This window comes from Cupriavidus necator A5-1 (assembly GCF_000744095.1).
GTDB lineage: Bacteria > Pseudomonadota > Gammaproteobacteria > Burkholderiales > Burkholderiaceae > Cupriavidus > Cupriavidus necator_A.
Map to the genome: position 1 here is coordinate 525,654 of NZ_JQLI01000001.1, position 23,361 is coordinate 549,014.

17 protein-coding genes are annotated in these 23,361 nt (G+C 60.3%); 4 read left to right on the forward strand and 13 right to left on the reverse strand.

Translation table 11 applies throughout. The features are described from left to right. Nucleotides 1-132: 132 nt before the first annotated feature. Entirely contained in the window at nt 133-1,275 is a 1,143-nt protein-coding gene (locus K307_RS02495; protein WP_051975000.1) for a branched-chain amino acid ABC transporter substrate-binding protein, read from the reverse strand. 17 nt (nt 1,276-1,292) lie between these two features. Continuing rightward, nucleotides 1,293-2,591, reverse strand: coding sequence for an MFS transporter (locus K307_RS02500; RefSeq protein WP_051974584.1), 1,299 nt, complete (start codon nt 2,589-2,591; stop codon nt 1,293-1,295). A gap of 551 nt (nt 2,592-3,142) precedes the next feature. Here K307_RS02500 and gabT point away from each other — a divergent pair. The 4 genes from gabT (at nt 3,143) to K307_RS02520 (ending at nt 7,232) form a co-directional block, all read left to right on the forward strand. Further along, nucleotides 3,143-4,435 carry a 4-aminobutyrate--2-oxoglutarate transaminase gene (gene gabT, locus K307_RS02505; RefSeq protein WP_042876103.1) on the forward strand — a complete coding sequence of 431 codons (1,293 nt, stop codon included), beginning with the start codon at nt 3,143-3,145 and terminating at the stop codon, nt 4,433-4,435. A gap of 43 nt (nt 4,436-4,478) precedes the next feature. Next, nucleotides 4,479-5,192: a haloacid dehalogenase type II gene (locus tag K307_RS02510; RefSeq protein ID WP_042876105.1), complete on the forward strand. Its 714-nt coding sequence runs from the start codon at nt 4,479-4,481 to the stop codon at nt 5,190-5,192. A gap of 74 nt (nt 5,193-5,266) precedes the next feature. Continuing rightward, the gene (locus tag K307_RS02515; RefSeq protein ID WP_042876107.1) at nt 5,267-6,847 is read left to right on the forward strand and encodes a PucR family transcriptional regulator; all 1,581 of its coding nucleotides are present in this window, start codon (nt 5,267-5,269) and stop codon (nt 6,845-6,847) included. A 55-nt stretch (nt 6,848-6,902) separates the two neighbouring features. Further along, entirely contained in the window at nt 6,903-7,232 is a 330-nt protein-coding gene (locus K307_RS02520) for a tRNA-binding protein (RefSeq protein ID WP_042876109.1), read from the forward strand. Nucleotides 7,233-7,295: 63 nt separating this feature from the next. Here K307_RS02520 and K307_RS02525 read toward each other — a convergent pair whose 3' ends face one another. The 11 genes from K307_RS02525 to K307_RS02575 all read right to left on the reverse strand — a co-directional run bounded on the left by K307_RS02525 (nt 7,296) and on the right by K307_RS02575 (nt 23,041). After that, the gene (locus K307_RS02525) at nt 7,296-8,750 is read right to left on the reverse strand and encodes an NAD-dependent succinate-semialdehyde dehydrogenase (RefSeq protein ID WP_042876111.1); all 1,455 of its coding nucleotides are present in this window, start codon (nt 8,748-8,750) and stop codon (nt 7,296-7,298) included. A 147-nt stretch (nt 8,751-8,897) separates the two neighbouring features. Next, nucleotides 8,898-9,626 carry a haloacid dehalogenase type II gene (locus K307_RS02530; protein ID WP_042876113.1) on the reverse strand — a complete coding sequence of 243 codons (729 nt, stop codon included), beginning with the start codon at nt 9,624-9,626 and terminating at the stop codon, nt 8,898-8,900. A gap of 14 nt (nt 9,627-9,640) precedes the next feature. Then, entirely contained in the window at nt 9,641-11,002 is a 1,362-nt protein-coding gene (locus K307_RS02535; RefSeq protein WP_155301192.1) for an aminotransferase class III-fold pyridoxal phosphate-dependent enzyme, read from the reverse strand. A gap of 28 nt (nt 11,003-11,030) precedes the next feature. Continuing rightward, nucleotides 11,031-12,461: an FAD-binding oxidoreductase gene (locus K307_RS02540; RefSeq protein WP_042876117.1), complete on the reverse strand. Its 1,431-nt coding sequence runs from the start codon at nt 12,459-12,461 to the stop codon at nt 11,031-11,033. Between the two features lie 1,679 nt (nt 12,462-14,140). Further along, nucleotides 14,141-15,094, reverse strand: coding sequence for a Bug family tripartite tricarboxylate transporter substrate binding protein (locus K307_RS02545; RefSeq protein WP_051974585.1), 954 nt, complete (start codon nt 15,092-15,094; stop codon nt 14,141-14,143). Nucleotides 15,095-15,150: 56 nt separating this feature from the next. Then, nucleotides 15,151-16,650, reverse strand: coding sequence for an aldehyde dehydrogenase family protein (locus K307_RS02550; RefSeq protein ID WP_042876118.1), 1,500 nt, complete (start codon nt 16,648-16,650; stop codon nt 15,151-15,153). Nucleotides 16,651-16,674: 24 nt separating this feature from the next. Then, the gene (gene mmsB, locus K307_RS02555) at nt 16,675-17,574 is read right to left on the reverse strand and encodes a 3-hydroxyisobutyrate dehydrogenase (protein ID WP_042876120.1); all 900 of its coding nucleotides are present in this window, start codon (nt 17,572-17,574) and stop codon (nt 16,675-16,677) included. A gap of 5 nt (nt 17,575-17,579) precedes the next feature. After that, entirely contained in the window at nt 17,580-18,722 is a 1,143-nt protein-coding gene (locus K307_RS02560) for a CaiB/BaiF CoA transferase family protein (protein WP_051974586.1), read from the reverse strand. After that, the gene (locus K307_RS02565; protein WP_063771651.1) at nt 18,719-19,972 is read right to left on the reverse strand and encodes a CaiB/BaiF CoA transferase family protein; all 1,254 of its coding nucleotides are present in this window, start codon (nt 19,970-19,972) and stop codon (nt 18,719-18,721) included. Before K307_RS02565 ends, K307_RS02560 begins: the two co-directional genes overlap by 4 nt. Before the next feature lie 66 nt (nt 19,973-20,038). Beyond that, nucleotides 20,039-20,875 carry a patatin-like phospholipase family protein gene (locus K307_RS02570; protein WP_155301038.1) on the reverse strand — a complete coding sequence of 279 codons (837 nt, stop codon included), beginning with the start codon at nt 20,873-20,875 and terminating at the stop codon, nt 20,039-20,041. A gap of 96 nt (nt 20,876-20,971) precedes the next feature. Continuing rightward, the gene (locus K307_RS02575) at nt 20,972-23,041 is read right to left on the reverse strand and encodes a flavin-containing monooxygenase (protein WP_080744841.1); all 2,070 of its coding nucleotides are present in this window, start codon (nt 23,039-23,041) and stop codon (nt 20,972-20,974) included. Nucleotides 23,042-23,361: the final 320 nt, after the last annotated feature.

Genomic DNA, 23,361 nt, shown 5'->3' on the forward strand with positions numbered 1-23,361 from the left:
AGCAGCCGATAGAACTCGGCCCGAATGGGGCGGCGCCTTGCTAAGGTGGTGCGCCGCCAGCCGCAGCGCTATTAGCTGCGAGCAAGAAAAAGCCGGGCGAGTCCGCCCGGCTTGCTTGCAACGCTATTTAGGCTAGCGGCCCGCGAGACTTTCAAGAGGCTGCCATTTTCCGGAGACGACTTTATAGATGTTGATCCCGCCTTCCTTGAGATCACCTCGGCTGTCGTAGGCAATGCGCCTGGATGTGACACCCGGCATCGAAGTAGCGGCCAGGGTAGGCAGGTATTTGTCCGGTTCTGCCGAATTCGCCTGGACCATTGCCTTCATCATCGCCAGGGCTCCGTCGTAGGCGTAAGGCGAGTACGTCTGCACCGAGGTGCCGAAGCGCTTCTCATAGCGCTGCTTGTAATCTGCTCCAGCTGGCATTTGCTCCAGCGGAAGACCGGCTAATGAACACAGCGTCCCTTCCGCTGCCGGCCCTGCCAGCTTGATGAAGTTTTCCGTCTTTGACATTTCGCCGGATACCAACACGGATTTCATACCGAGTTCTCGTAGCTGCTTCGCCAATGGTGCCGACTGTGCTTCCGCTCCGCCATAGAAAATCAGCTCGGGAGACTGGCGCTTCAGGTTAGTCAGCACGGCCTTGAAATCCACAGCCTTGTCATTCGTGAACTCGCGCCGGACAATCGTCGCACCGGCAGCCTTGGCCGCCTTTTCAAATTCGTCGGCTAGGCCTTGGCCATAGGCGGTGCGATCGTCCACGATCGCGATGCGCTTCATGCCGAGCTTAGTGACAACGTAGTTTCCGACCACGCTGCCCTGTTGCGTGTCGGAGGTCATCATGCGGAATGCTGTCTTGAAGCCTTGCCGGGTATACTCAGGGGCCGTTGCCATGGCGATCTGCGGAATGCCCGCACGGCTATATACGGCAGACGCGGGAATGCTGGTTCCGGAGTTGAAATGTCCCAGCATGCCCTTGATACCGCTGTCGACCAGTTTCTGGGCGACCACCGACCCCGCCTTGGGGTCGGCCTGATCGTCCTCGGCAACTAGCGTGAACCGCACCTCGCGTCCGGCAATACGCGGCCGAGTCGCATTGAAGTCTTCCACGGCGAGTGCCACGCCATTTTGCATATCTTTGCCATACTGCGCCTGATTACCCGTCATCGGCGCTGCAAAGCCCAGCTTTACCTCCTGGACTTGAGCTGCTGCGAAAGACGATCCTACGAGAGCCCCCGCGGCAAGCGCGGCCGAACACAAACGATGATTGATCATGCTGTCAATGCCTCCGTTCATTGGTATTGCTGGGCCGGCCGGTCGCGGAAGCCCACAGTGACGCCGAGAAAGCTGATTGCTGCTGCAGCGATGACGTAGAGGGCGGGCGCCATAGCGCTGCCGGTGGTGGCGATTAGCCACGTCAGAATCAACGAAGCAAATCCACCAAAGGTCATGACCGCGACGTTGTAGGCAACGGACAGGCCGGTCGACAGAACCCGGCTCGGGAAAATCTCCGAGAAGGCTGCCAGGATTGGACCGGTATAACCCGCAATCAGCAAGCCAAAGACGGCCTGGAACAGAATCAGACTCGTTTGCGTGGGCGACGATACGACCAGTGCGAACATCGGGTAGGCCAGCAGCAGAATGCCGCCAGAGCTGAATGCCAGGATCTTGCGGCGGCCGATGCGGTCCGACCACGCCCCGACGAAGGGGGAGAGGACAGTAATGATGAGGCCACCGATAACGCCCGCAATGAACGACATGGATTGCGGCATCTTCAGCGTCTTGACAGCGTACGTCGGCATGTAGAACAGCAGAACGTAGATGCAGACGGTCCACAAAATGACCATTGAAAACGTAGTGAAGGTCTCGCGCGGGTAGATCTTCAAGACCTCGGAGAACGGCTTCTTCACCTTCTCCTTGGTCGCGAGGAATGCCGGGGTCTCGTCAACGTTGCTGCGGATATAGAAGCCGATCGGACCGATCAGGATGCCCAGCAGGAACGGAATGCGCCACCCCCATGCCTTGACCTCCTCGGGTGTCAGCCACAACGTCAGGATCGTGCCTGCCGTGGCGCCCAGCACCACCGCGAATCCGATACTGCTCTGGATCCAGCTCGCATAGTAGCCTTTCCGGTTTGCCGGCGCGTGCTCTGTGAGAAAGGCCGTTGCGCTGCCCATTTCGCCGCCGGCAGAGAACCCTTGCATCAGCCGGGCGAAAATGATCATGATCGGTGCGGCAATGCCAATCTGTTCATAGGTTGGCGCCAGTCCGATGAGCGCCGTCCCACCTGCCATGAGCAGGATCGTGAGCGACAGGGCTGCCTTGCGGCCGACGCGATCCGAGTACATGCCGATGAGGATCCCGCCGATTGGTCGGACGACAAAGCCAACACCGAACGTGGCGACAGACAATAGCAGCGATGTCAGATCATTGCCGGTCGGGAAGAACAGTTGGCCGATAGTGATGGCAAAGAAGCCATAGACCATGAAATCAAACCACTCGAACCCGTTTCCCAGAATCGTGGCCGTGATTGCTCGCCGCCTCCGCTTGGCCTCATCCTCCGATGAGGTCATTGTTGCTGCGATCTCCATTTTGAGTCTCCTTCGTCTTGGGCCGGATGAATGTCTGCGGACCGATAGCTATCCCGATCCACTGGTAAATGCTCGAATGACCGAGCTGGAATCCATTCAATCGCAGCAGAGGGTCCTTTCCTATCTATCTTTCGCAGGAAGGCTTTACTACGTCGTCCATCGTGTCGTAGGAAGCCCCGAACTGGTGCGAGGCCTGCGCCACCATCGTGCTGAGCGAGCCGTTGGGCTTGGGCGGAGCCTATAACGGCCAGCGTTTTGCCAGACTTCTTGTCCGGTAAGGCTGCGAGGCTCTACGTCCGGGCCGCCTGAGACGCTGAGGCGACATAGTTTCGGTTTCCTCAGGACTCCGTTGCGTAGCCCGGGACGGCCTATCGAGATGGACACTCTTCTGGGCGCTGCATAATCGAAGTAGGGCATTGCAGTCTGCTTTTCCTACTCAAAGTAGGTAGTCCGCGCAAAGTCGCAAATTCTAAGATGGCAGTGCCCCTCGTTGCGAGGGCGGGCGGTCGGAACCGGCCATAGGAAATACAGCAGACGACAGGACATCGAACATGGTAGTGGAGAGCAAACATCAGGGACTTGCACAGGCACGGACGCGTCATGTACCACGCGGTGTGGTAACCGCACATCCGATTTTTGTCGAACGTGCGGAAGGATCCCATGTGTGGGACGTTGACGGCCGCCGGTATCTAGATTTCGTCGGTGGCATTGGCGTGCTGAATGTCGGTCATAACCATCCGCGGATCGTGGCGGCAGTCAAGGCCCAACTCGAGCGAGTAACCCACGCAGCGTTCCAAGTGGCCGGCTATGACGTCTATGTTGAACTGGCCGCGCGTTTGAATCGCCTGGTCGGTGGTGATGAAGCGTATAAGACGGTTTTCCTCACGACAGGCGCCGAGGCAGTGGAGAACGCGATCAAGATCGCGCGCGGCTATCGGAATGCGCCCGGCGTCATTGCGTTCCGCGGCGGATTCCATGGCCGGACGCTGATGGGCATGACGCTGACCGGCATGAGCTCGCCGTACAAGCAGAACTTCGGGCCGTTCGCCGGGGACGTGTATCACACTCCCTATCCGGATACCTATCGAGGCTTTTCGGCAGATGACGCAATTCAGACGATAGAAGACCTGTTCGCCACTCAAATTGCCCCGGAGCGGGTCGCCGCGATTATCATCGAACTGGTTCAAGGCGATGGCGGCTTCCTGGCGGCGGGCCCGGATTTTCTGAAGAAGCTGCGCGAGCTGGCGACCCGCCACGGGATTGTTCTGATTGCCGATGAGATTCAGACCGGCTTTGGCCGGACCGGCGAATTGTTCGCCTTCCAGCAGGCCGGGATCAAGCCGGACTTGGTGACCGTCGCCAAGAGCCTTGCCGGCGGTCTGCCGCTGTCCGGAGTGGTGGGCCGCGCTGAAATCATGGACGCTCCGGAGCCAGGTGGGCTGGGCGGCACATATGCTGGTAATCCGCTGGCGTGCGCCGCAGCCCTCGCGGTGCTGGATTTGTTCCAGAATGAAGGTCTGCTCGAACAAGCCAACCAGCTCGCTGCAGTGCTGCGTGACGGTCTCGACTCTCTCGCAGAACGATTCGCGGAGATTGGTACTATTCGAGGTGTAGGGGCCATGCTCGCGCTTGAATTCGTCAAGGATCGCGATCCGATGCAGCCGGACGCCGCGTTTGCGCAGCGGGTTATCGATGCCTGCCGCGACGGCGGATTGCTGGTGATCAAGTGCGGTGTGCACCGCAACATTGTTCGCCTGCTCGCGCCGTTGACCACATCGAAGAACGATGCGCACGAAGCTCTGGCGATACTGGCCCGCGCGATCGAAACGGCGCGCGTCGCGTAAAGGACTGGGAGATAGCCCCGCTCACATAACAGCGAAGGAAAAAATGGACAGCGATATTGCGGCAAAGTTTGCCGGAAAGACAGTGTTGACGCTCGATATTTATGGCACGCTGATCGACTGGGAGCGGGGCATCTCCCATACCTTGGGAGCCATTTTCCGCGACCACGGCCATGTGCTGAGCGAGGAGGAAATCCTTGAGCGCTACGCATGGCATGAAGCCGCGCTGGAGGCTGGTCCTTATATGACCTATCGGGAAGTCCTTGAAGAGGCGCTGCGCCGTATTGCCGCAGACCTTGGCTTTTCCCCGGAAGAGGCCGAACTTGAGTCGTTCTCGCACTCAGCGGGGGACTGGCCAGCATTCCCCGATTCGCATGACGCGCTCGTTGCGTTGCAAAAGCGGTTTCAGCTCGCCGTCATCACCAATGGTGACGACGAGTCCTTCGCGCTATCGAAGAAGCGACTGGGTGTCGAGTTCGATTACGTGATTACCGCCGAACAGGCACGGAGCTACAAGCCTTCACTAAACAATTTTCACGTCGCGCTTGGCCGGGTACGCGTGCCGCGCGCACAGATTCTGCATGTAGCCCAGAGTTTTTTCCATGACCACGTCCCCGCGCAAGCGCTCGGCTTGCAGACCGTCTGGATCGATCGACGCAAGGGCAAGCCAGGTTTCGGGGCGGTCCCCAAAGCCAATGCCGTGCCGGACGCTGCCTTCGAGGATATGCGCTCATTCGCCGACGCGATACTGCAGGGCTAGGTAAAGACCGCATGTGCGGGCGGCCGGCCCACAGCGACTCCCTCGAGTCTTGAACGGATGTCGAACGGAGAACTATGGACATCTCTACCGCGTTGGAATCAACTGTTCTACGTGGTGCCAGGGTGGTAGGCGGGCACTCAGGATTGCGTAATGAAATCCGGTGGGTGCACGTTATCGACCATCCGGGCATTGTGGACTGGGTCGAGCATGGCCACCTCCTGCTTTCGACCGGCTACAACTGGCCGCAGGACGACCAGAAGGCCAGCCAGCTCATACGTGATCTTTGCGAACGCGGGCTGGCAGGTGTCGTGCTCGCTGTACCTAATTTCCTGGAACATTTCCCGCAATCCTCGGTCTTGGCGGCCAACGATTTTGGCCTGCCTTTGCTCGAAATCGATTGGTCCGTTCCGTTCAGTACCATTACCGAGGAAATTCATTCGAGCATTATTCGCCGCCAAGGCGAGTTGATTGAACGATCCGATGAGATCCATCGCGCGCTCACCACAGCGGCGGTTATGGCCAACACGCTCAGCGACTTGGCGCTAGCGCTTGGCAACCTGCTCGGCCGGGCCGTCAACTTTGTTGATCCGGATGGACTCTTGCTCGGTACGAGCGAAACCGCCAAAGACGGCAAAGTCCTCGGCGACAAGGAGCGCGAATACTTGCGGCTGTTGAATAACCGCATCCTCCTTCGGCATATCCAGGACAGCGTCGATCCGGTCCTGGTGGAGGCGCTGCCGGACGTCGGGGTGCCACGTAGGCTCGGATGCCCGATCCGAATCCGCGGTGAAATCGCGGCGTTCATCTTCGTCGATGAGGGCCTCAGCCCGCTGGGGGAGTTGGACATTCGCGCGACGGAACATGCCTCAATCATCGGCGCATTGCACCTGGCGCATATGCGGGCGCTGCATCTGCAAGAGGAGCGTCTCGGCTATGCCCTGGTCGGCTCCCTGCTGGAAGGGAAGTTTGAGGAAACCCCGTCGGCTTTGGAACGCGCCCGCCTGAGCGGTTGGGACCCGACGGCGAACTATCGAGTTTGCCTGGCGCTGCTCGATGAGCCATTACCGCTTTCGCGGGAGGGGTTCCTGCGACGTGAGCGTTGGGTGGACCGGCTGAGGAAGTACCTGGAGGGGATCGGACAACCACCCCTCATCCTGGCTTCCCTTAACCAGATCATCTTTCTCCTTGCCGGCGACGCGGAGCCAGAGCCACTCTGGCGGGTCTTGGGCAGCCGCGGTACGGCGTTGGCAGTCAGCCGGGTACACAGCGGCATCGCCGGTATGGCGCAAGGCGGCAGCGACGTTCAGTCGTTGCTGCCGCTACTGAAGCCCGGAAAAGTCCATCACTTTCAGGAGGTGATGTTCCCGCGGGCGTTGATGGGCGACGCTGATGCACGGGAGTTGTTCATCCAGAGCAAGCTGGGCCCGCTGCTGTCCGATCGCAAGGGTGAGGCGCTCCTGGAGACGCTCGAAGCGCTCTGCGCGGAGGGATTCCAATTGGCAAACACCGCAAGGCGTCTCGGGGTCCATATCAGTACGCTGCGATATCGCTTGGAACGCATTGAATCGATGCTGGCGACACCGCTGGAAGATCAGGCGAACCGGTTCGAACTGCAGGTCGCTGTCGCCCTGTACAAATTGACGGCAGAGGAGTGATGCCGGTGGTCGCCCCGACCCGAAACTCAGGAAAATTGATGGAGTGGAAGTAAATATGAGTCCCTACGAAGCATTCTCGAGCATTGATCTGCGCGTTGGCACCATCGTCAAGGCAGAGTTGAACGACAAGGCGCGTGTGCCAGCCTACAAAATGTGGATCGATCTCGGCGACCTGGGCGTAATGACCTCTAGCGGGCAATATGTGAACCGCTATCAAGCGGAAGAACTAGTCGGTAAAGTGGTGGTTTGCGCGACCAATCTCGGGGAGCGCCGTATTGGCGGTTTTCTGTCGCAGGTCCTGGTAATGGGGGTGGAGTCGGAGACCGCGATGGTCAACCTGCTAACGGTAGATGGTACCGTTGCAAATGGCAGCAAGGTGTTCTGACTGAACGTCGCCGTCAAAAAAAATGCCGGCTGGTGTGGCCGGCATTTTTCCTGGGAAATCCTGTTATGCGAGATCGAGGTGCAAAGTCTGCACCTCAAGGAACTCCTCGATGCCGTGGTGCGAGCCTTCACGGCCGAGTCCGGACTCCTTGATACCCCCGAACGGCGCTACTGCGGACGAGATCACTCCGGTGTTGAGGCCAACCATGCCGTATTCCAATGCCTCGCCAACCCGGAACACGCGGTTCACATCGCGCGAGAACAAGTAAGCGGCCAGACCGTAAGGCGTATCGTTGGCTCGCCGGATGACTTCGTCTTCGGTCTCGAAACGGAACAAGGCGGCCACCGGACCAAAGGTTTCTTCGCTGGCCATCAACATGCCATCGCGGGCATCGGTCAGAACGGTTGGCATGAAGAACTGGGAACCTTGCTCAGAGAACTCGCCGCCGACAGCTACCCTGGCGCCTTGCCTCAACGCATCCTCCACATGTGTGACGACCTTCTTCACCGCCGATTCGTTGATCAACGGGCCGATCGTTACGCCCTCTTCGGTACCGGCGCCAACACGCAGCTTCCGGATTTCCTCGGCCAGTCGCGCGGCAAAGCGCTCGTAAATGCCAGACTGAACGTAAATACGGTTTGCGCAGACACAGGTTTGCCCGCTGTTGCGGAATTTACTCGCCATCACGCCGGAAACGGCCTGCTCCAGGTCGGCGTCGTCGAACACGATGACGGGAGCATTCCCGCCGAGTTCCATGCTGACCCGCTTGACCGTGTCGGCGCATTGGCGCAGCAAGAGCTTGCCGACCTGGGTGGATCCGGTGAACGTCAGCTTGCGGACGGTGGGATTCGAAGTGAGTTCGCCACCGATCGCTTTGGGCAGGCCGGTCACGATATTCAGCACCCCGGCAGGGATGCCTGCCCGCTCCGCGAGTTCGGCTAGCGCGAGTGCGGAATAGGGCGTGAGTTCCGAAGGCTTGACCACGACGGTGCAGCCTGCAGCAAGGGCGGGAGCCAGCTTACGGGTGATCATCGCGTTGGGGAAGTTCCAAGGCGTGATCGCCGCGCAAACGCCCACAGGCGCCTTGCGGACAATGATCCGGCGGTTCGCCTGCGTGGCTGGGATGGTTTCGCCATAGGCGCGAATGCCTTCCTCGGCGAACCATTGCACGAACGAGGCGCCGTAGAGGATTTCCCCGCGGGCTTCGCCCAGCGGCTTGCCTTGCTCCAGAGTCATCAGCAACCCAAGGTCATCGGCGTGAGCCAGCATGAGGTCATGCCACTTGCGCAGCAGGGCGGCGCGCTGGTGAGTCGTGAGTCCGCTCCACGCGGGCAGGGCGCGGTTCGCTGCTTCGATCGCTGCCCGGGTGTCCTCTGCATTGCAGTCGGGAACGGTACCCAGCGTGGCCCCGGTGGCAGGATTGATCACATCCAGCGTCTTGCCAGAGCGCGCAGCTTGCCAGTGGCCGTCGATATAGGCGTGCTGGCGCAACAGGTTTGTATCCTTCAGGAGATTCATGTCTAGATTCCTGCGAATCGGCCGGTGACAGACGTGCACGCCGCGCGGTGCGCGTCGGCGCTTGCATGCAGCGCCGGCGGAAGTATCAATGGGGAAGGTGTCATGACCCCGCCGCCAAGTGCGGCAGGGGGAATCGACACGAGAACCTCAGGCTTTCAGCTCTTCCTGGTGTGCCCGGGCCAGCGCAATCATGCTTTCGAAGCGGAAGTCATACTTGGGCGTGCCCGGCGGAACCATGGTGGCGCCCCAGCCCTTGTCGGCATGCCTGCGGTCGATCCACGCGGAGGCCAGGCCGAAGCCGTTTGCCGGAGCGTGATCATGGAACAGGCTCTGGGCGGTGTGAAGAATATCGGCTTTCTCCAGGCCGAAATCCCGCTTCAGGCGACCCAGCATGTACTCGAAGTTTCGCGGACTCGGCTTATAGGCGCCTACATCCTGGGCCGTGTAGATAGCGTCAAACTCCACGCCAAGACGCTCGTTGCTGCTGCGGAACGACAGGCGGTCGATGTTGGACAAGATGACCAGCTTGTAGTGCTGCTTGAGGTAGCGGAGCGCTTCGACCGAGTCCGGGAAGGCAGGCCAGTCGGGAACGGACGCACCGAAGGTATTGGCTTCTTCGTCGGTCACGCCGACATTCCACTCATTGGCCAGGCGGCGGTAAACCACGCTCAGCAGCACCGAATAGGCGAGGCTGGGCGTCAGCACCTCCTGGTCGGCTTCGTGCTTGGCATAGTTCTCGAGGATTTCGTCCCGGCTCTTGTCGCCATAGCCTGCCTTTTCAATCAACGGCTTCAGGCCGTTGAAAATGCCGGTTTCCCAGTCGATCAGCGTGCCATAGCAGTCGAAAGTCAGAACTTTAAAGTCGGTCAGTTTCATGATGTGCTCCTATCTTAAGAAATCTCTGCGACGGCTTTGTTGAGGGAAAATCGCAGAATTTGTATTAGCGTATCCACGTCAGTCCGGGTGTAGTTCAGGGCCGGCGCGAATCCGAGGATATCGTCGGCGAAAGCGCGAAACACCAGGCCTTCCGCGAGCGCATGCTCAAGTACCCGTTCGCCAAGGCGCGCTTCCTTTGGTGGTTTTCGTTTCTCCGATTTGTCGGTGACTAACTCCACGGCGGCAAGCAGACCCCGCCCACGGACCTCACCGACATACGGCAGGGCCTCCAGGCCCTTAAGCTGGTCGAGGAAGTAGGCCCCTACCTGTGCGCCGTTGGCCAGCAAGCCGCCCTCGAGGTAAAGGTCGAGCGCCGCATTTGCCACTGCCGCGCTGACCGGATGGCCGGCATGAGTCTGGCCATGACCGAACACAGCGCCACCGTCGCCGGCGTCGGCGATCGCCTGGTAGACCCTTTCGCTGATCAGGGTCGCGCTCATCGGCATATAGCCCGAGGTGAGGCCTTTGGCTACAGTCATCACGTCCGGACTGACGCCTTCGCTTTCGCAGGCAAACAGCGGACCGGTACGGCCAAAGCCGGTGATGACTTCGTCTACGATCAGCAGGATACCGAGTCGGTCGCAAGCATCACGCATCGCACGCAGGAAGCCGGCCGGCGGCACGATAACGCCCCCGGAGCCCTGGATAGGCTCACAAATGAAGGCGGCTACGCGCTGGGCGCCGATTTCCTCAACCTTCGCGTCCAGCGCACGGACGGTGCTTTCCAGTACGTCATGCTGGTCCGGTCCGTCAGCGTGCCGGTAGGGGTATGGCGAAGGAATGTGATGCTGCTGCGGGCCCGGGACGTCGAAGTGGCGATGAAATGCCGGAAGTGCGGTCAGCCCGCTACCCGTGCTCGTGGATCCGTGGTACCCACGCTGCAAGCCGATGAAATGCTTCTTCTCGGGCTGGCCCGTGGCGTTGAAGTAATAGCGTACGACACGGACGGCGGTATCGACCGCGTCCGAGCCGCCCTGGCCGAACAGTACACGGGGCAGGCCTTTGGGCGCGAGTTCCGTGAGACGCGATGCGAGTCGCACCGCCGGTTCGTTGGCGAAGTGGAAGTAGCCGGTCCCATACGGCAACGTCTGCAGTTGTCGATTGGCAGCGTCGATCAAGGATTGCTGGCCGTAGCCGGCATTCACACACCAAAGTCCGGAAAACGCGTCCTGGACGCGACGGCCTTCCGTGTCGATAAGGTGGACGCCTTCGGCGCTGGCCCAGATGCGGGCGCCTTTTGCTTCATGCTGGCGCAGGGACACCACGGGATGAACCCAGTGGCGCCTGTCCTGTTCGACCAGGGAAGTTGTATCGATCATGCGAAGCTCCGTGGGATGGCCGATCTCAGGCGGCCGAGGGAAGCTCAGGAAGCACCTTGCCGCGATTGAGCAGATTGAGCGGGTCCAGCGCCCGCTTGACGCGCCAGCCGATTTCAAGTTCGACCTGGCTGCGCACGTACAGCAGTTCGTCGCGCTTGGCCGTACCGACGCCGTGCTCGGCAGAAATCGAGCCCTGGAGAGCCATGGCGGCCTGATCCACGATCCGGGAAATGTTGTCGCCATACTGGTCCAGGTAAGCCTCGGGCGTCATGTCGGCGGGACGGAGCGGGTTGAAATGGACGTTGCCATCTCCCACGTGCCCGTAGACGACCATGCGCGTCCCCGGGGCGGCTGTCAGGACCTTATCCGAGGTTTCACGAATGAATGCCGGAATGCTGGAGAGCGGCACAGAAACGTCGCACCGCACGCTGCCGCGCGCTCTTGTCTGGGCGTCCGAAATCTCCTCGCGAATAAGCCAGAAATCGGCGGCCTGCGTTTCATTTGCGGCGATGGCGGCATCCGTGATCAAACCTTTTTCGGCAGCGTCGCTGAGCGCCGCCACGAAGATCGCATCGGCATCTTCCTGGTTGGCAGTCGATGACAGCTCGACAAGGACATGCCACAGATGAGAGGTCGGCAGGGGCGAGGTCTGTCGGCCGAGATGGGACAGCACCAGGGCCATGGCATCCTCGGAGATCAGCTCGAAAGCGGTCATATCGGTTCCCAGACGCTTGCGCAGCAATCCGAACGTTTGCAGGGCAGCGTCAAGGGTGTCTACACCAAGGAGCGCAACGCAGACCGCGCGGGGTCGGGGAAAGAGCTTAAGGACGGCCGCAGTGATGATGCCCAGTGTGCCTTCGGAACCGATGAACAAATGCTTCAGGTCATATCCGGCGTTGTCCTTGCGCAGGGCTCTGAGGCCGTTCCATACCTTTCCATCGGCCAGCACCACTTCGAGGCCCAGGACCAGATCGCGCATGTTTCCGTACCGCAGTACTGCGGTCCCGCCTGCATTCGTCGCGAGATTGCCGCCAATCTGGCAACTCCCCTCGGAGCCGATCCGGAGCGGGAACAGCGTCCCGGCCTCTTCAGCGGTCGTGCGCGCGGCGTTAAGGGTGACGCCGGCTTCCACCACCATGGTTGCATTGAGGGTATCAACATGCCGGATACTGTTGAGCCGGGCCAGAGCCAACACCACGGCCTGCCCACTTGCGTCGGGAACGCTGCCGCCCAGCAGCGAGGTGTTGCCTCCTTGTGGCACAACGGGAATCCTGTTCTCGTGGCAGTACGCCATGACCGCGCTGACCTCGTCGGTGCAACCCGGGCGGACCACCGCCAGCGCTTCTCCGCGGAAGACCCCGCGATAGTCGGTCACATAGGACTGTGTGTCGTCTCCAAGCAGCACATTTGCTGCGCCGACAATTGCAACGAGATGAGATATGTGTTGGTCTGACATGCGCGCTCCGACGCTTGAGAGTTGCTCCAGCGGAAAACGAAGGCTTGAGCTCGTTGTTCCGGCACAGTCGAAGGATATGAGCCAACGGCGCGTGGGAATATCTACGATAGATAGGAAATTGCTGGACCTTTTTCCACTCACTGACCCCGTCCAGCAGCGGGGATGCGTATCCTGCAGCTCTAGCCGGCCTCATTTTTGCGACCCAGTACTTTTTGTGTGACACGTGCCGGGATGGACGATCTTTTTCCTACGCTACCTACATATCCGATCCTCTGGCTGGGTCCTACCATGGAGGTTCGATTATGGTTTAGTAGTTTGGGTCATGGTTTCGACTTCTCAGTCCCGGAAGGAAGCGCTTCTCGATTTGCTGAAGGAGGTAAATTGCTGCTCACATGGCCTGGAAATGGCAGCCAGGACAGCAACCCACTTCCACCATGACAATCGAGGCTATCGGGATGTCCTTTGCGCCCTACTTGAGGAACGGCTTCGCTCCAAAGGAGCACGCGAACGAGTGATTGGATTCGCCTGTGCGGCGGTGCTCGGCGTTAAGGTGGATTCGCCTTTTGGCATGCTGCGACATGTCGAAGGGGAAGATGGTTTTGCACTCAGGGTGCTGTTTTGGACGGCGCAACGGCGAATGCGTGCCGCCGCTTCGCGGGCACGGACCCGGGAGGACTTGTAGTGCCCCATTTAGAGTTCATCGACGGCCGCGAGCCACCGTTGTTCTACTCCTCCATTTTTCCACGACTTCAGATGACGATGACTTCCTTACCCACGCCCCAGTACCTTGGCCACGCTGAAATAGCTTTGCAATCTCGGAAAAACGACAAGGCTAAATCTGGCACAGCTTGCGCAACGCCGGGCAACAAAATTTCGAAAAGACCGACATTGACCCTCATGCAAAACTCAGGAGATCGGCCGGACGTCGCAACCGTGGCCATCCTTGGTTACAACTGACCAAGACAGCTTTTGTGATAGATGCTGCTTCTGCGCTGGTGCATTTAGTAGAAGCACGCGTCTCATCGTGGCTTAGGCGATTGCTGTCATCGCTTTGAGGGGCGCTTCCGCGCACATTTGCGGTCGCGTTCCCCAACGGACCATGGAAGACTCTTACTGGCACGCCAAGTGCCGTTGCACTGCCGCCATCCAAGACGGGACGTCCAGCCAAGACTTAGGCCGACGCGTCAAAGAAAACGCACCCGGGCGGCCTGTGCGTCGAGGTCGATCATGGGTGCTTCCCGCATGGCGCATTGGACTATGCCAATCCGTCATGCGGAAATTGGTATCGCGGAATCTCCGGCGAGCAGTAGCTGTGGCAACGTGGCAACAGCGTGAAAGACCACCCGCCAGGCGTTCGATCGAATACCCATACCATGTCATACCGGTCATCCGGCCTATGCGCAGACCGGCGAGGTTTCCTTCAGGAGGGCAACCAATGGCGCAACGGTCTGCATGGATCTCTTGCTCTTGCTGCCTGGTCCGCTCCCCGACATATGAGCATACCTATTATTATCGGTGATTACCGCTCCCGATTCGGAACTGGCGCGCAAGGCTGCGGCACTCGCTGAGCAAGCCCATACAGAGGGTGGGCCGGCATTCGCAAATAATAAGTCGTCCGATGTGCAAGGGGACACGCAACAGCGCACGCCAGGTTGTTTGTACCAATGTTGCAGGCTTCTCTATTCCGGCTTGAGGCCGAGTTGATTGGCAATCTGTTGGTACCGAGCCGTTGTCGCGGCGAGCATATCGCGGAACACCCTGGGCGATGTAGGTGACGGGAGGAATCCCAGCTTTTCCGCGAACGCCTTGAATTCAGGATCCCGCAGGACCTTGAGCATCGCCGCGTTCAGGGTATCGACGACATGAGGATCCATGCCAGCCGGCCCAAGCACGCCGATATAGTTGTCCTCTACGTAACCCGCGATGCCCGATTCAACCAGCGTGGGTACGTCGGGAAGGAGAGGGTGGCGGTGTTCGCTGGTTACGACAAGCGGCTTAGCGCGGCCTGATTTGATGTTTGGCAGTTCTGCGGCAACGCTGTCAAACATCACGGAAACCCTACCCGAAGTCACATCAATAAAACCTTCAGGCGCGCCGCGGTACGACACGCGCATCAGGTCGACACCGGCCAGCGCCTTGATTTGCTCGGTCGCAAACATGATACCCGGCGACGGGGAGGCATAGCTCAAGTTTTTCTCTTTCCGTGCCATCTGGACAAATTCCCGGCCATTGTTGGCCGGAAGGCCCGGGCTGCTGATCAGTACAAGTGTCACCCTGACCAGGCTGGCAATAGGAGTGAAGTCCTTCAGCGCATTGAGTTTGTGCGACGAGTACAACATTGGCCCGATAATCAGCGCGTTGCCGCCGACAAGCAAGGTATGCCCGTCGGGCGGGCTCTTGGCGACAACGCCAGCAGCAATGTAGCCGTTTGCGCCGGGCCGGTTCTCAACGACAACAGGTTCGCCCAGTACCTGAGACAGCTTCTGGCCGAGCGCCCTGGAAAGCATGTCGCTGCCACCGCCCGAGGTGTAGGGAACAATCAGCCGACGGGGCGTCGGGCTATCATGGGCGTGAGACGGCACAGAAACTGTCGTGACCAATGTACAGAGGAACAACGCAATCGACTTTTTCATGACCGGTGTCTCCTTAATATTTTTGGGGCAGAGCGGCGCCCACGGCGCCGCTGCTGCTATGCGAGATTCACGAGAATGGTCTTCATCTGTGTGAAGTGGTCCAACATCGCCTCAAGCGATGCCTCCTTGCCCAAGCCCGAATTCTTGTAGCCGCCATACGAGAGGCCAGGCTGGGCTACGATATTTTGGTTCACTTGCACGAAGCCAGCCTGAAGCCTCAGGCTGGCATCCATTGCAGTCTGCAGATCCCGGGTCCACACTGACGCGGTGAGGCCGTAGTCCGTGTCGTTGGCCATCGCCAACGCCTGCTCATAGCTCGAAAATTTTATGACGCAGACGACCGGACCGAAGATCTCTTCGCGCGCCAACTTACTATCGTTGGTCAGGCCGGTGAACATCACAGGGCGCACGAACAGCCCGGCCCGTAGTGCCTCGTTTGCTGGCAGTGTCGAGCATTCGACCGCGGTTGTGCCGGGCAGTGAGCGCCCGGTTTCAATGTAGCCGCACACCTTGTCATACTGTGCTGGCGAGATGATGGTGCCGATATCTGTGGACTCGTCCATCGGATCGCCAATCTTCATCGCGTCGACCAGCGCCTTCACCTTGATGACAAACGCGTCGTGCACCGACTCATGCACGATCATCCGGCTGGAGGCCGAGCAGCTTTGGCCCTGCCGGGTGAAGCGCATGCCGGCCACAGCGCCAGCGGCAGCCTGATCCAGGTCAGCGTCGGGCATGACGATCATGGGGCTCTTGCCGCCCAGCTCAAGCGTGACGGGGATCAGCTTCTCGGCCGCTGTTTTATAGATGATCTTGCCGGTTTCCACCGAGCCGGTGAAAGTTATCTTATGCACACCCGGATGTGCGACCAGTGGCGCTCCGCACTCGGGACCGTGGCCCGCGACCACGTTGAGCAGGCCCTTGGGCAGCACCCGGTTCAAGATCTGACACACACGCAGCACCGCCAATGGCGCCTCCTCGGCAGACTTCACCACGACAGCGTTACCCGCCACGAGCGAAGGCCCAATCTTCATCGCAAGGATATACATTGGCGCATTCCACGGCAAAATCGCGCCGACGACCCCGATCGGCTCGCGCACCGTGAGGGTCAAGACATCCGGCCGGTGGGGCACCGTCTCGCCCTTCAGCTCCGAGGCCAGTCCGCCGTAGTACTGCAGCATGTCGGCGATACCTTCGGCTTCGGGACGACTCTCGGTTCGAATCGCCTTGCCGGTTTCGAGCGTCACGAGGCGAGCCAGTTCCTCGACGTGTGAGGCTAGCAACCGGGCGCACTCGATTACCAAGGCACCGCGCCTGCGCGCCGGCGTATTGGCCCACTCGTGCTGGGCGCGCTGCGCGGCACGGACGGCGACATCCACGTCATCGGCAACGCTGAAGGGCGCATCCGCGATCTTGCGGCCGGTGGCAGGATTGATCACAGCGAAGGTTCTGCCCGAGCGCGCGGGCGTGAGCTCACCGTCGATGAAATTGTGCCCGCTCAGGGTTCGGGCCAGGTCTTCGGCGTCTAGATTGGGATGGAGCGTGTTAGTTGACACAAATGTCTCCTGGGCTATGCAGCATTAATTGAGGAAAGTGCCGTCTTCGATCAACTTGGATACGACGGTCCAGTCGTGCGCGCCATAGCCAGAGTCACTTAGCTGCCTATACAGTTGGACGGCCCTGGCACCAAAAGGCGTTGCGGCGCCAACCTCATTGGCGGCAGACGCGACAAGGGAGAGGTCCTTGAGCATCAGATCCGCCGCAAATCCAGGCACATAGTCGCGACTTGCGGGCGATGAGGGTACCGGGCCCGGCACCGGACAGTTGTTCGTGAGTGTCCAGCATTGGCCGGTGGACTGAGTGATGATGTCGTACATCGTCTGATAGTCCATGCCGAGCTTACGGCCCAGGATGAAGGCTTCCGAGACCACTGCGCTGCTGACACATGCGATCAGGTTGTTGCACAGCTTGGCAATCTGGCCATTGCCGATGGCCCCGGCATAAAAGATCCTGGCGCCCAACTGGCGCAAGACTGGCTCAGCCTGATCGAACGCCTGCCGGTCGCCGCCGACCATGAATGTCAGCCGGGCATCCCGCGCGCCTGCCTGGCCGCCGGCCACAGGCGCGTCCAGCATCGCAAAGCCAGCTTGCGCCGCTTCGGCGGCGACGGTACGTACCGCAGAAGGTCCTATCGTTGAGCTCTCGATCAGCAAGGTTCCCGGCGTCGCGACCTTCAGGACACCGTCTGCTGCGCAGTACAAGCTTTTCACGTCATCGGCGTTTCTCACGATGGAAATGACTATCGACGCACCATCGACCGCTGATGCGATGGAGCGATGTGATTGCCCCCCATGTTCAGCGAAGCCGGCCATTGCGGCTTCCGAGATATCGAATCCCCGAACGTCGTGGCCTGCACGTACAAGGTTTAGAGCCATTGGCATGCCCATGTTGCCGAGACCAATGAATGCGATTCTTCTCATCTTGCTTACCCCTTATTTGTCAGTTGCCCATCCGATTCCGCATGGAGCGGTGCGAGACTCGCGATGACCACATCGCGATCGTCCTGTTGAGGGCGAAGCATCCTGGGAGCATCGTTTACTGTGCGCGAGTAGCGCGGTGCCGGGCTAGGTTGAATGACGCCGTCGATGGTCGCGAATACCCCGCGCGCGCGCGCGTGCGGGTGATTGGGTGCCTCGCTCATCGACAGTACCGGCGTGACGCAGGCATCGCTGTCGTCGAATATGCGGCACCATTCGTCACGGCTGCGGCTCTTGAAGATCTTGGCAAGCTTGGCCTTGAGACCTGGCCAAGCTTTCGGGTCCCGCTGGCGGTCGAAGTCCGGGTCATCAACCAGACCCAGTCTCTCTCGCAAGAGCGCATAGAACTCGGGCTCAACCGCGCCGATCGCGACGTGCTTACCATCGCTGGTCTCATATGTCTCGTAGAAATGCGCGCCGGTGTCGAGGAGATTGACGCCGCGTTCGTCGCGCCACACGCCGGCGGAACGAAGCGACCACATCATGCCCATCAGCAAAGCGGTGCCATCGACCATCGCGCAGTCCACCACCTGGCCTTCACCCGAGGTTCGTGCATGCAGGATGGCGCTGACCATGCCGAACGCAAGCAGCATGCCGCCGCCGCCGAAGTCGGCGACCAGGTTAGCGGGTGGCGTTGGCTTGCCACCCTCGCGCCCGAAGGCGTGTAATGCCCCGGCGAGCGCGATGTAGTTGATGTCGTGCCCGGCTCGTTGCGCGAGTGGTCCCTCCTGGCCCCACCCCGTCATTCGCCCGTACACAAGCCGCGGGTTGTCTGCCAATAAGACCTCGGGCCCAAGCCCGAGTTTCTCCATGACGCCTGGGCGGTAGCCCTCAACAATGCCGTCTGCGCTGCGTGCGAGCGCTCGGGCCTCGCGCACGCCGTCGGGCGTCTTGAGATCAAGGTGCACGACACGGCGCGAGCGTGCCAGAACGTCCTTGCTCGCATCCATGATGCCTTGTCGCCAGGCCGGTACATGTCGCGCCACACGGATCACGTCCGCGCCGTTATCGGCCAGCATCATGCAGGCGAACGGTGCAGGGCCGATCGCTCCGAACTCGATGATCCGGACGTCTTTCAATGGTCCGCTCATGTTCGCGCTCCCGCGGCGGACTTGCCTGCGGCATCTGCTTCGTCCATGCGACCGGCGACCACATGACCTGCAAAGGCCTTGTCGATCTGCGTCTTCGTCTTACCCAGGCTCGTGAGGAGTTCGCTGGTGTCCTCTCCGAGCAGGGGTGGCCGACCGCGGCTGGCCGCGGGTGTCAGTTCAAAGCGGATGGGCGATCGCAACTGCCGCACCTTTCCGAGCAGTGGATCGTCATCGTCGGAGTACGTGCCATTGTGCAGGACCTGCGGGTCAGCGAAGAACCCGGGAAGGTCGTTGACGCGTCCAAGCGGCACGCTGTACTTCTCGGCAAGCGTCTCGATGGTGGCCGTGTCGATCCTTTGCGCACTGCACCGGATTTCATCCCACATCGCCTCGCAGTGATCGCGACGCTCCTTCACGCCAGCGAAACGGGGATCATCGATAAGATCCAAGCGGCCAAACATTCGACATAGATTCCTGAACTGCTCGTCGGTAAAGATATGGCCCATGACATGGCCGTCCAACGTCCTGATCGGAAAGTAGGTGTTGGGTAGGGCATGCGCACCGATACCTGGCGTTTGAAAGTAGTGGTTCACCATGAGATCCGGCAGCATAAATGCGGCGTAGGAATCCAGCAGCGATACGCAGACCCGCTGGCCCTTCCCACCGGTCCGTTCGCGGTGGACGAGTGCGGCAAGGATTGCCTGGGCGGCGGTGGCAGCGGTAATCTTGTCGACGACCGAATTGCGGACAGGCTCGGGCTTGTCCGGGCTTCCGATGCTCGGCATGGTCCCACTCAACGCCTGAACGACGTGATCGTACGCGGGCCGTGCGGCGTACGGTCCATCTACGCCGAAGCCGTTGATCGACGCGTAGATGAGCTTTGCATTGGTCTGGCAAAGGCCATCATGCCCGAGCCCAAGTTGCTCCATGACGCCTGGGCGGAAGTTTTCAATCAACACATCGGCCGTCAACGCCAGCTCGCGCGCCAGCGCTTGTCCCGAAGGGGACTTGAGATCGATGCACATGCTCCGCTTGCTGCCGTTGAACAGAGCGAATCCGGCCGATACTCCCTGGTGCTGGGGGTGGCCCTTGCGCATGGGATCACCACTGATGGGCTCTATCTTGATTACCTCGGCCCCAAGGTCGGCCAGCATCTGGCCGGCGAACGGCCCCGCAACCATCGTTGCGAATTCCAACACGCGCAATCCTGCGCACGGACCGGACGCTTTGTCCCCGTTGTCGGTAGTCATATTGTTCCCCGAAGTTACTGTACAGCTCGGCGGCGTGTGTGCGACTTTGCCGCTGGGCTCCCCACGTCAGCACACCCGCCATGCGTCTGGCATCTCGCGGACGAATCGTTCACCCTGTTGTCTTCCTGCCTCGGCTGCCACACGGCGCCGGCTCGGATCGAAGTTGTTCTGCCCGATCGCGGCTTCACTGAGCGAGTCGGGAACAATGAGCACGGCATCGTCTCGCTTGCCACATCCGTCGATCTCGGACTGCACGGTGAGGCCGGTCAGATTGCCAGGTCGAGGCGAGATGACGATGCACCGGTCGAATCTCCGTGCCAGCTGGGCATTGGTTACCGATACGCTGCCCCCGTCCACCCAGCGTTTTCCTCCGGCGACAATCACTGGCCAGATTCCCGGTGCCGCACCGCTGGCAGCGGCTGCGTGCACGAGGTCGATGCCCGAATCGCTGGTAAGCAGGTGCAACTCGCCACTGTCCACGTCGATGGCGGTGAGCGTGAGTCGGTCGGACGGCCAATCATCGCGGTCGAGCCGGTCTCGAACGACAGCCAGGCGCAGCCGTATGTCAATAGGAGATGCCGCCAGGGCAAACTCGCCGATGCACCGTCCCGCGAGATGCTCGTTTCCGGAGCATCGCCTCAGAATCGTGGTCAGGGTCTCGATGACGTCTAACGATGAGGCTACCGGCACCTCTTGTACGCCCGCGGAAACCTGCCGTTCGTATGCCCATGAAATACCCCTCTGGTCAAGGAGTGCGGAGCCGGCAAAGGCGCCGGCCGATGTCCCTATCACTTCGCTTACGCCGAGCAGGTCAATGCCACCAGACGCAAGTCCGTGGAGCACCCCAATCTCCCAGGCGAGCCCGAGGACGCCACCGCCCCCAAGAATCAATCCGCGGTTCATGCTCTAAATACCCGTTATCTTGACTTGTTCACAACCCCGCACCGGAAGACCGCCGGCAGGCGGGCTTCCGGACTGCGGGGCGCCGATGGAACTGCCTCAGCGCAGAATGAAGGCTTCCTTGATGGGCTCGCGGGTCATGCGCCAGAACTCAACGTGCCGCCATGGCGTCGGAAGGAGGGGCCGCCCCTTCTGGTTGGTGTAATAGGTATGGGCACGCCGCTCCCAGGCCCAGATCGACCCGGCCATCTTCTCGTCGAGCCTGCGGTTGTGTTCATCAAACGCTTCCTGAGTCACCTCGAGCGAGCGGGCACCCTCCTCGACCAACATCTGCAGGCATTCCATCGCGTAGTGGTTGACGACCTCCGCCATGAAGTTGTGCCCACCGGCATGTCCGGCCCCTGTATGCGGGCCGGAGTTCACGAAGAGATTCGGGAATTTTGGTACCATCCCGCCCAGATACGAGGACGGACTGTTGTCACGCCAGACGTCGGACAGCCGTACGCCGTTGCGGCCCTCCACCTGGATCGGCGACAGCCAGTCGAGGGTCAGCCCGGTTGCGTAGATGATGACGTCCAATTCGATCAGCTTGCCGTCCACGGTAAGAATGCCGTCCGGAACCACCCGCGCGAGCTTGCTGGTTTCGAGGGCCACGTTCGGCTGCGACAACGCGTAGTAGAAGCCGCCAGGGGCAAAATCGTATGGGTCACGCACGCTACGCTTGCCCAGCGGCGCATAGTCCGGCGTCAGCTTTTGAGCCAGCTCGCTGCCCTCACCAAAACACGAGTTGATGTAGTTGATGCAGAACTGCATCAGGCGGTCGTTGGCCGGTGAGATGGAGATGTGTGTCTTCGCCCATTCCGGATCCGCGCGAACGATCGGATATCCGACCTTGTCGCTATAGGTCCAGTATGACTTCAGCCTGTCCCAGTGCAGGAAGTACGGCAGATGCTGGCGCGCCCACCGCTTGCTCTGCGGGATATCCCCGTCTCCCGCTTGGTTGGGAATGATCCACATCGGCTGGCGCATAAAGACGGTGAGGTGATCAACTTCCTGCGAGATCTTGCCGATCACCTGCACACCGGTAGCTCCCGTACCGATGATGCCGACCCGCTTGCCACGCAAATCGACGTCATGTTTCCAGCGGTTGGCGTGAATCGATACGCCTTTGAACGTCTCGCGACCTTGCAGGTCAGGATAGTTCGGGCGGTTGAGGTGGCCCAGGCATGACATGACCGCTGTGGCGCGCACCTTCGAGGCCTCGCGCCCCTTCTTGACCACCATCAACTCCCATTCCTCATCCTCTTCGATCCACTGGATCTTCAGCACTTCGCTCTCGAGCTCAATGAACTCGCTCATGTGGTGCTTCTCGACAATGCCTTCGAGATAGCGCAGGTACTCCGAGCCCACCGGGTAGTAGTTGCTCCACGACGGATTGAGCTCGTATGACAATGAGTAGTACGTGGCTGGTGTATCGACCGCGACACCTGGGTAGTCGTTCGCCGCCCATACGCCTCCGACCTTGTTGTTGCTATCGAAGATGCGGTAGCGGAATCCGCGGTCCTTCGCCTGGATGGCGGCCGCGATGCCAGTCATGCCGGCACCAATGATGGCCAGTTCGATACGCTCGGTCGGGCGACCGCGCTGAGGCAGCACAGGCATGTTGCGCACGAAGCCAGCCTGTTCGAGAAGCATGTCGCCAAACTCGGCATCGATCGGCTCGCCGGTAACCATCGCTGCCATCTTGAGAAACAGATCGGGCTCCAAATCGTAGCCGGACAGGTATTCCGTCTGTTCGGAGGGAGGCTTGTCCAGCGCGGCGACTGCCAGCTCGATCATTTCCTGCCGGATTGCCCCGGGGATGGTGGCGACCTGAGCGAAGCCCTTTAGCGTTTCGACCACCTTCACGCCGGGCATGAGCTCGGCCTTGTCCGGCATCTTCAGTTCCGGCGCGTAGCGGCTGAGCAGCGATGGGTCACGCGTGATATGCACAAGTGACGCCAGCAGCAGTGCGGGGTCAACTTCTGCAAGGTATTTGCGAAGGTCAGATTCTGCAATACGACGTTGACGCGCAATGCTTGTGAAGATGTCGCGGAGTTCGCTCCTGGGCGAAATCGGATTGGTCCGGGCAGTGGATGCAATGGCTGCGTTGGAAGTATCAATGTACATAGTGGATCAGCGTTTCGGTCAAGTGGTTGTTCGTGTGGCACGGCCGTCCAGACTGCGGGGACCATGCCGTCCCTGGTCACGTGTTGGAAGTGTAGGAACGGCGCACTGCCGGGCCAACAGGAACCCGTGAAGATCAGAACTTCGCAAAACGCGATAGGCAACGCCCGCGAGCGCTTGGCCAGGCAAAGCGAACGCGCGCTGACGCAGTGCAGCAGCACATGGAGTGCCCGACGGAGCAGAAGAAAGGTGGGAATTGCTCGAATTGAGCAAGTGAGAACTTCGTGAAACGGTGCAATGCACTCGGATGTGCGCCTCTAAAC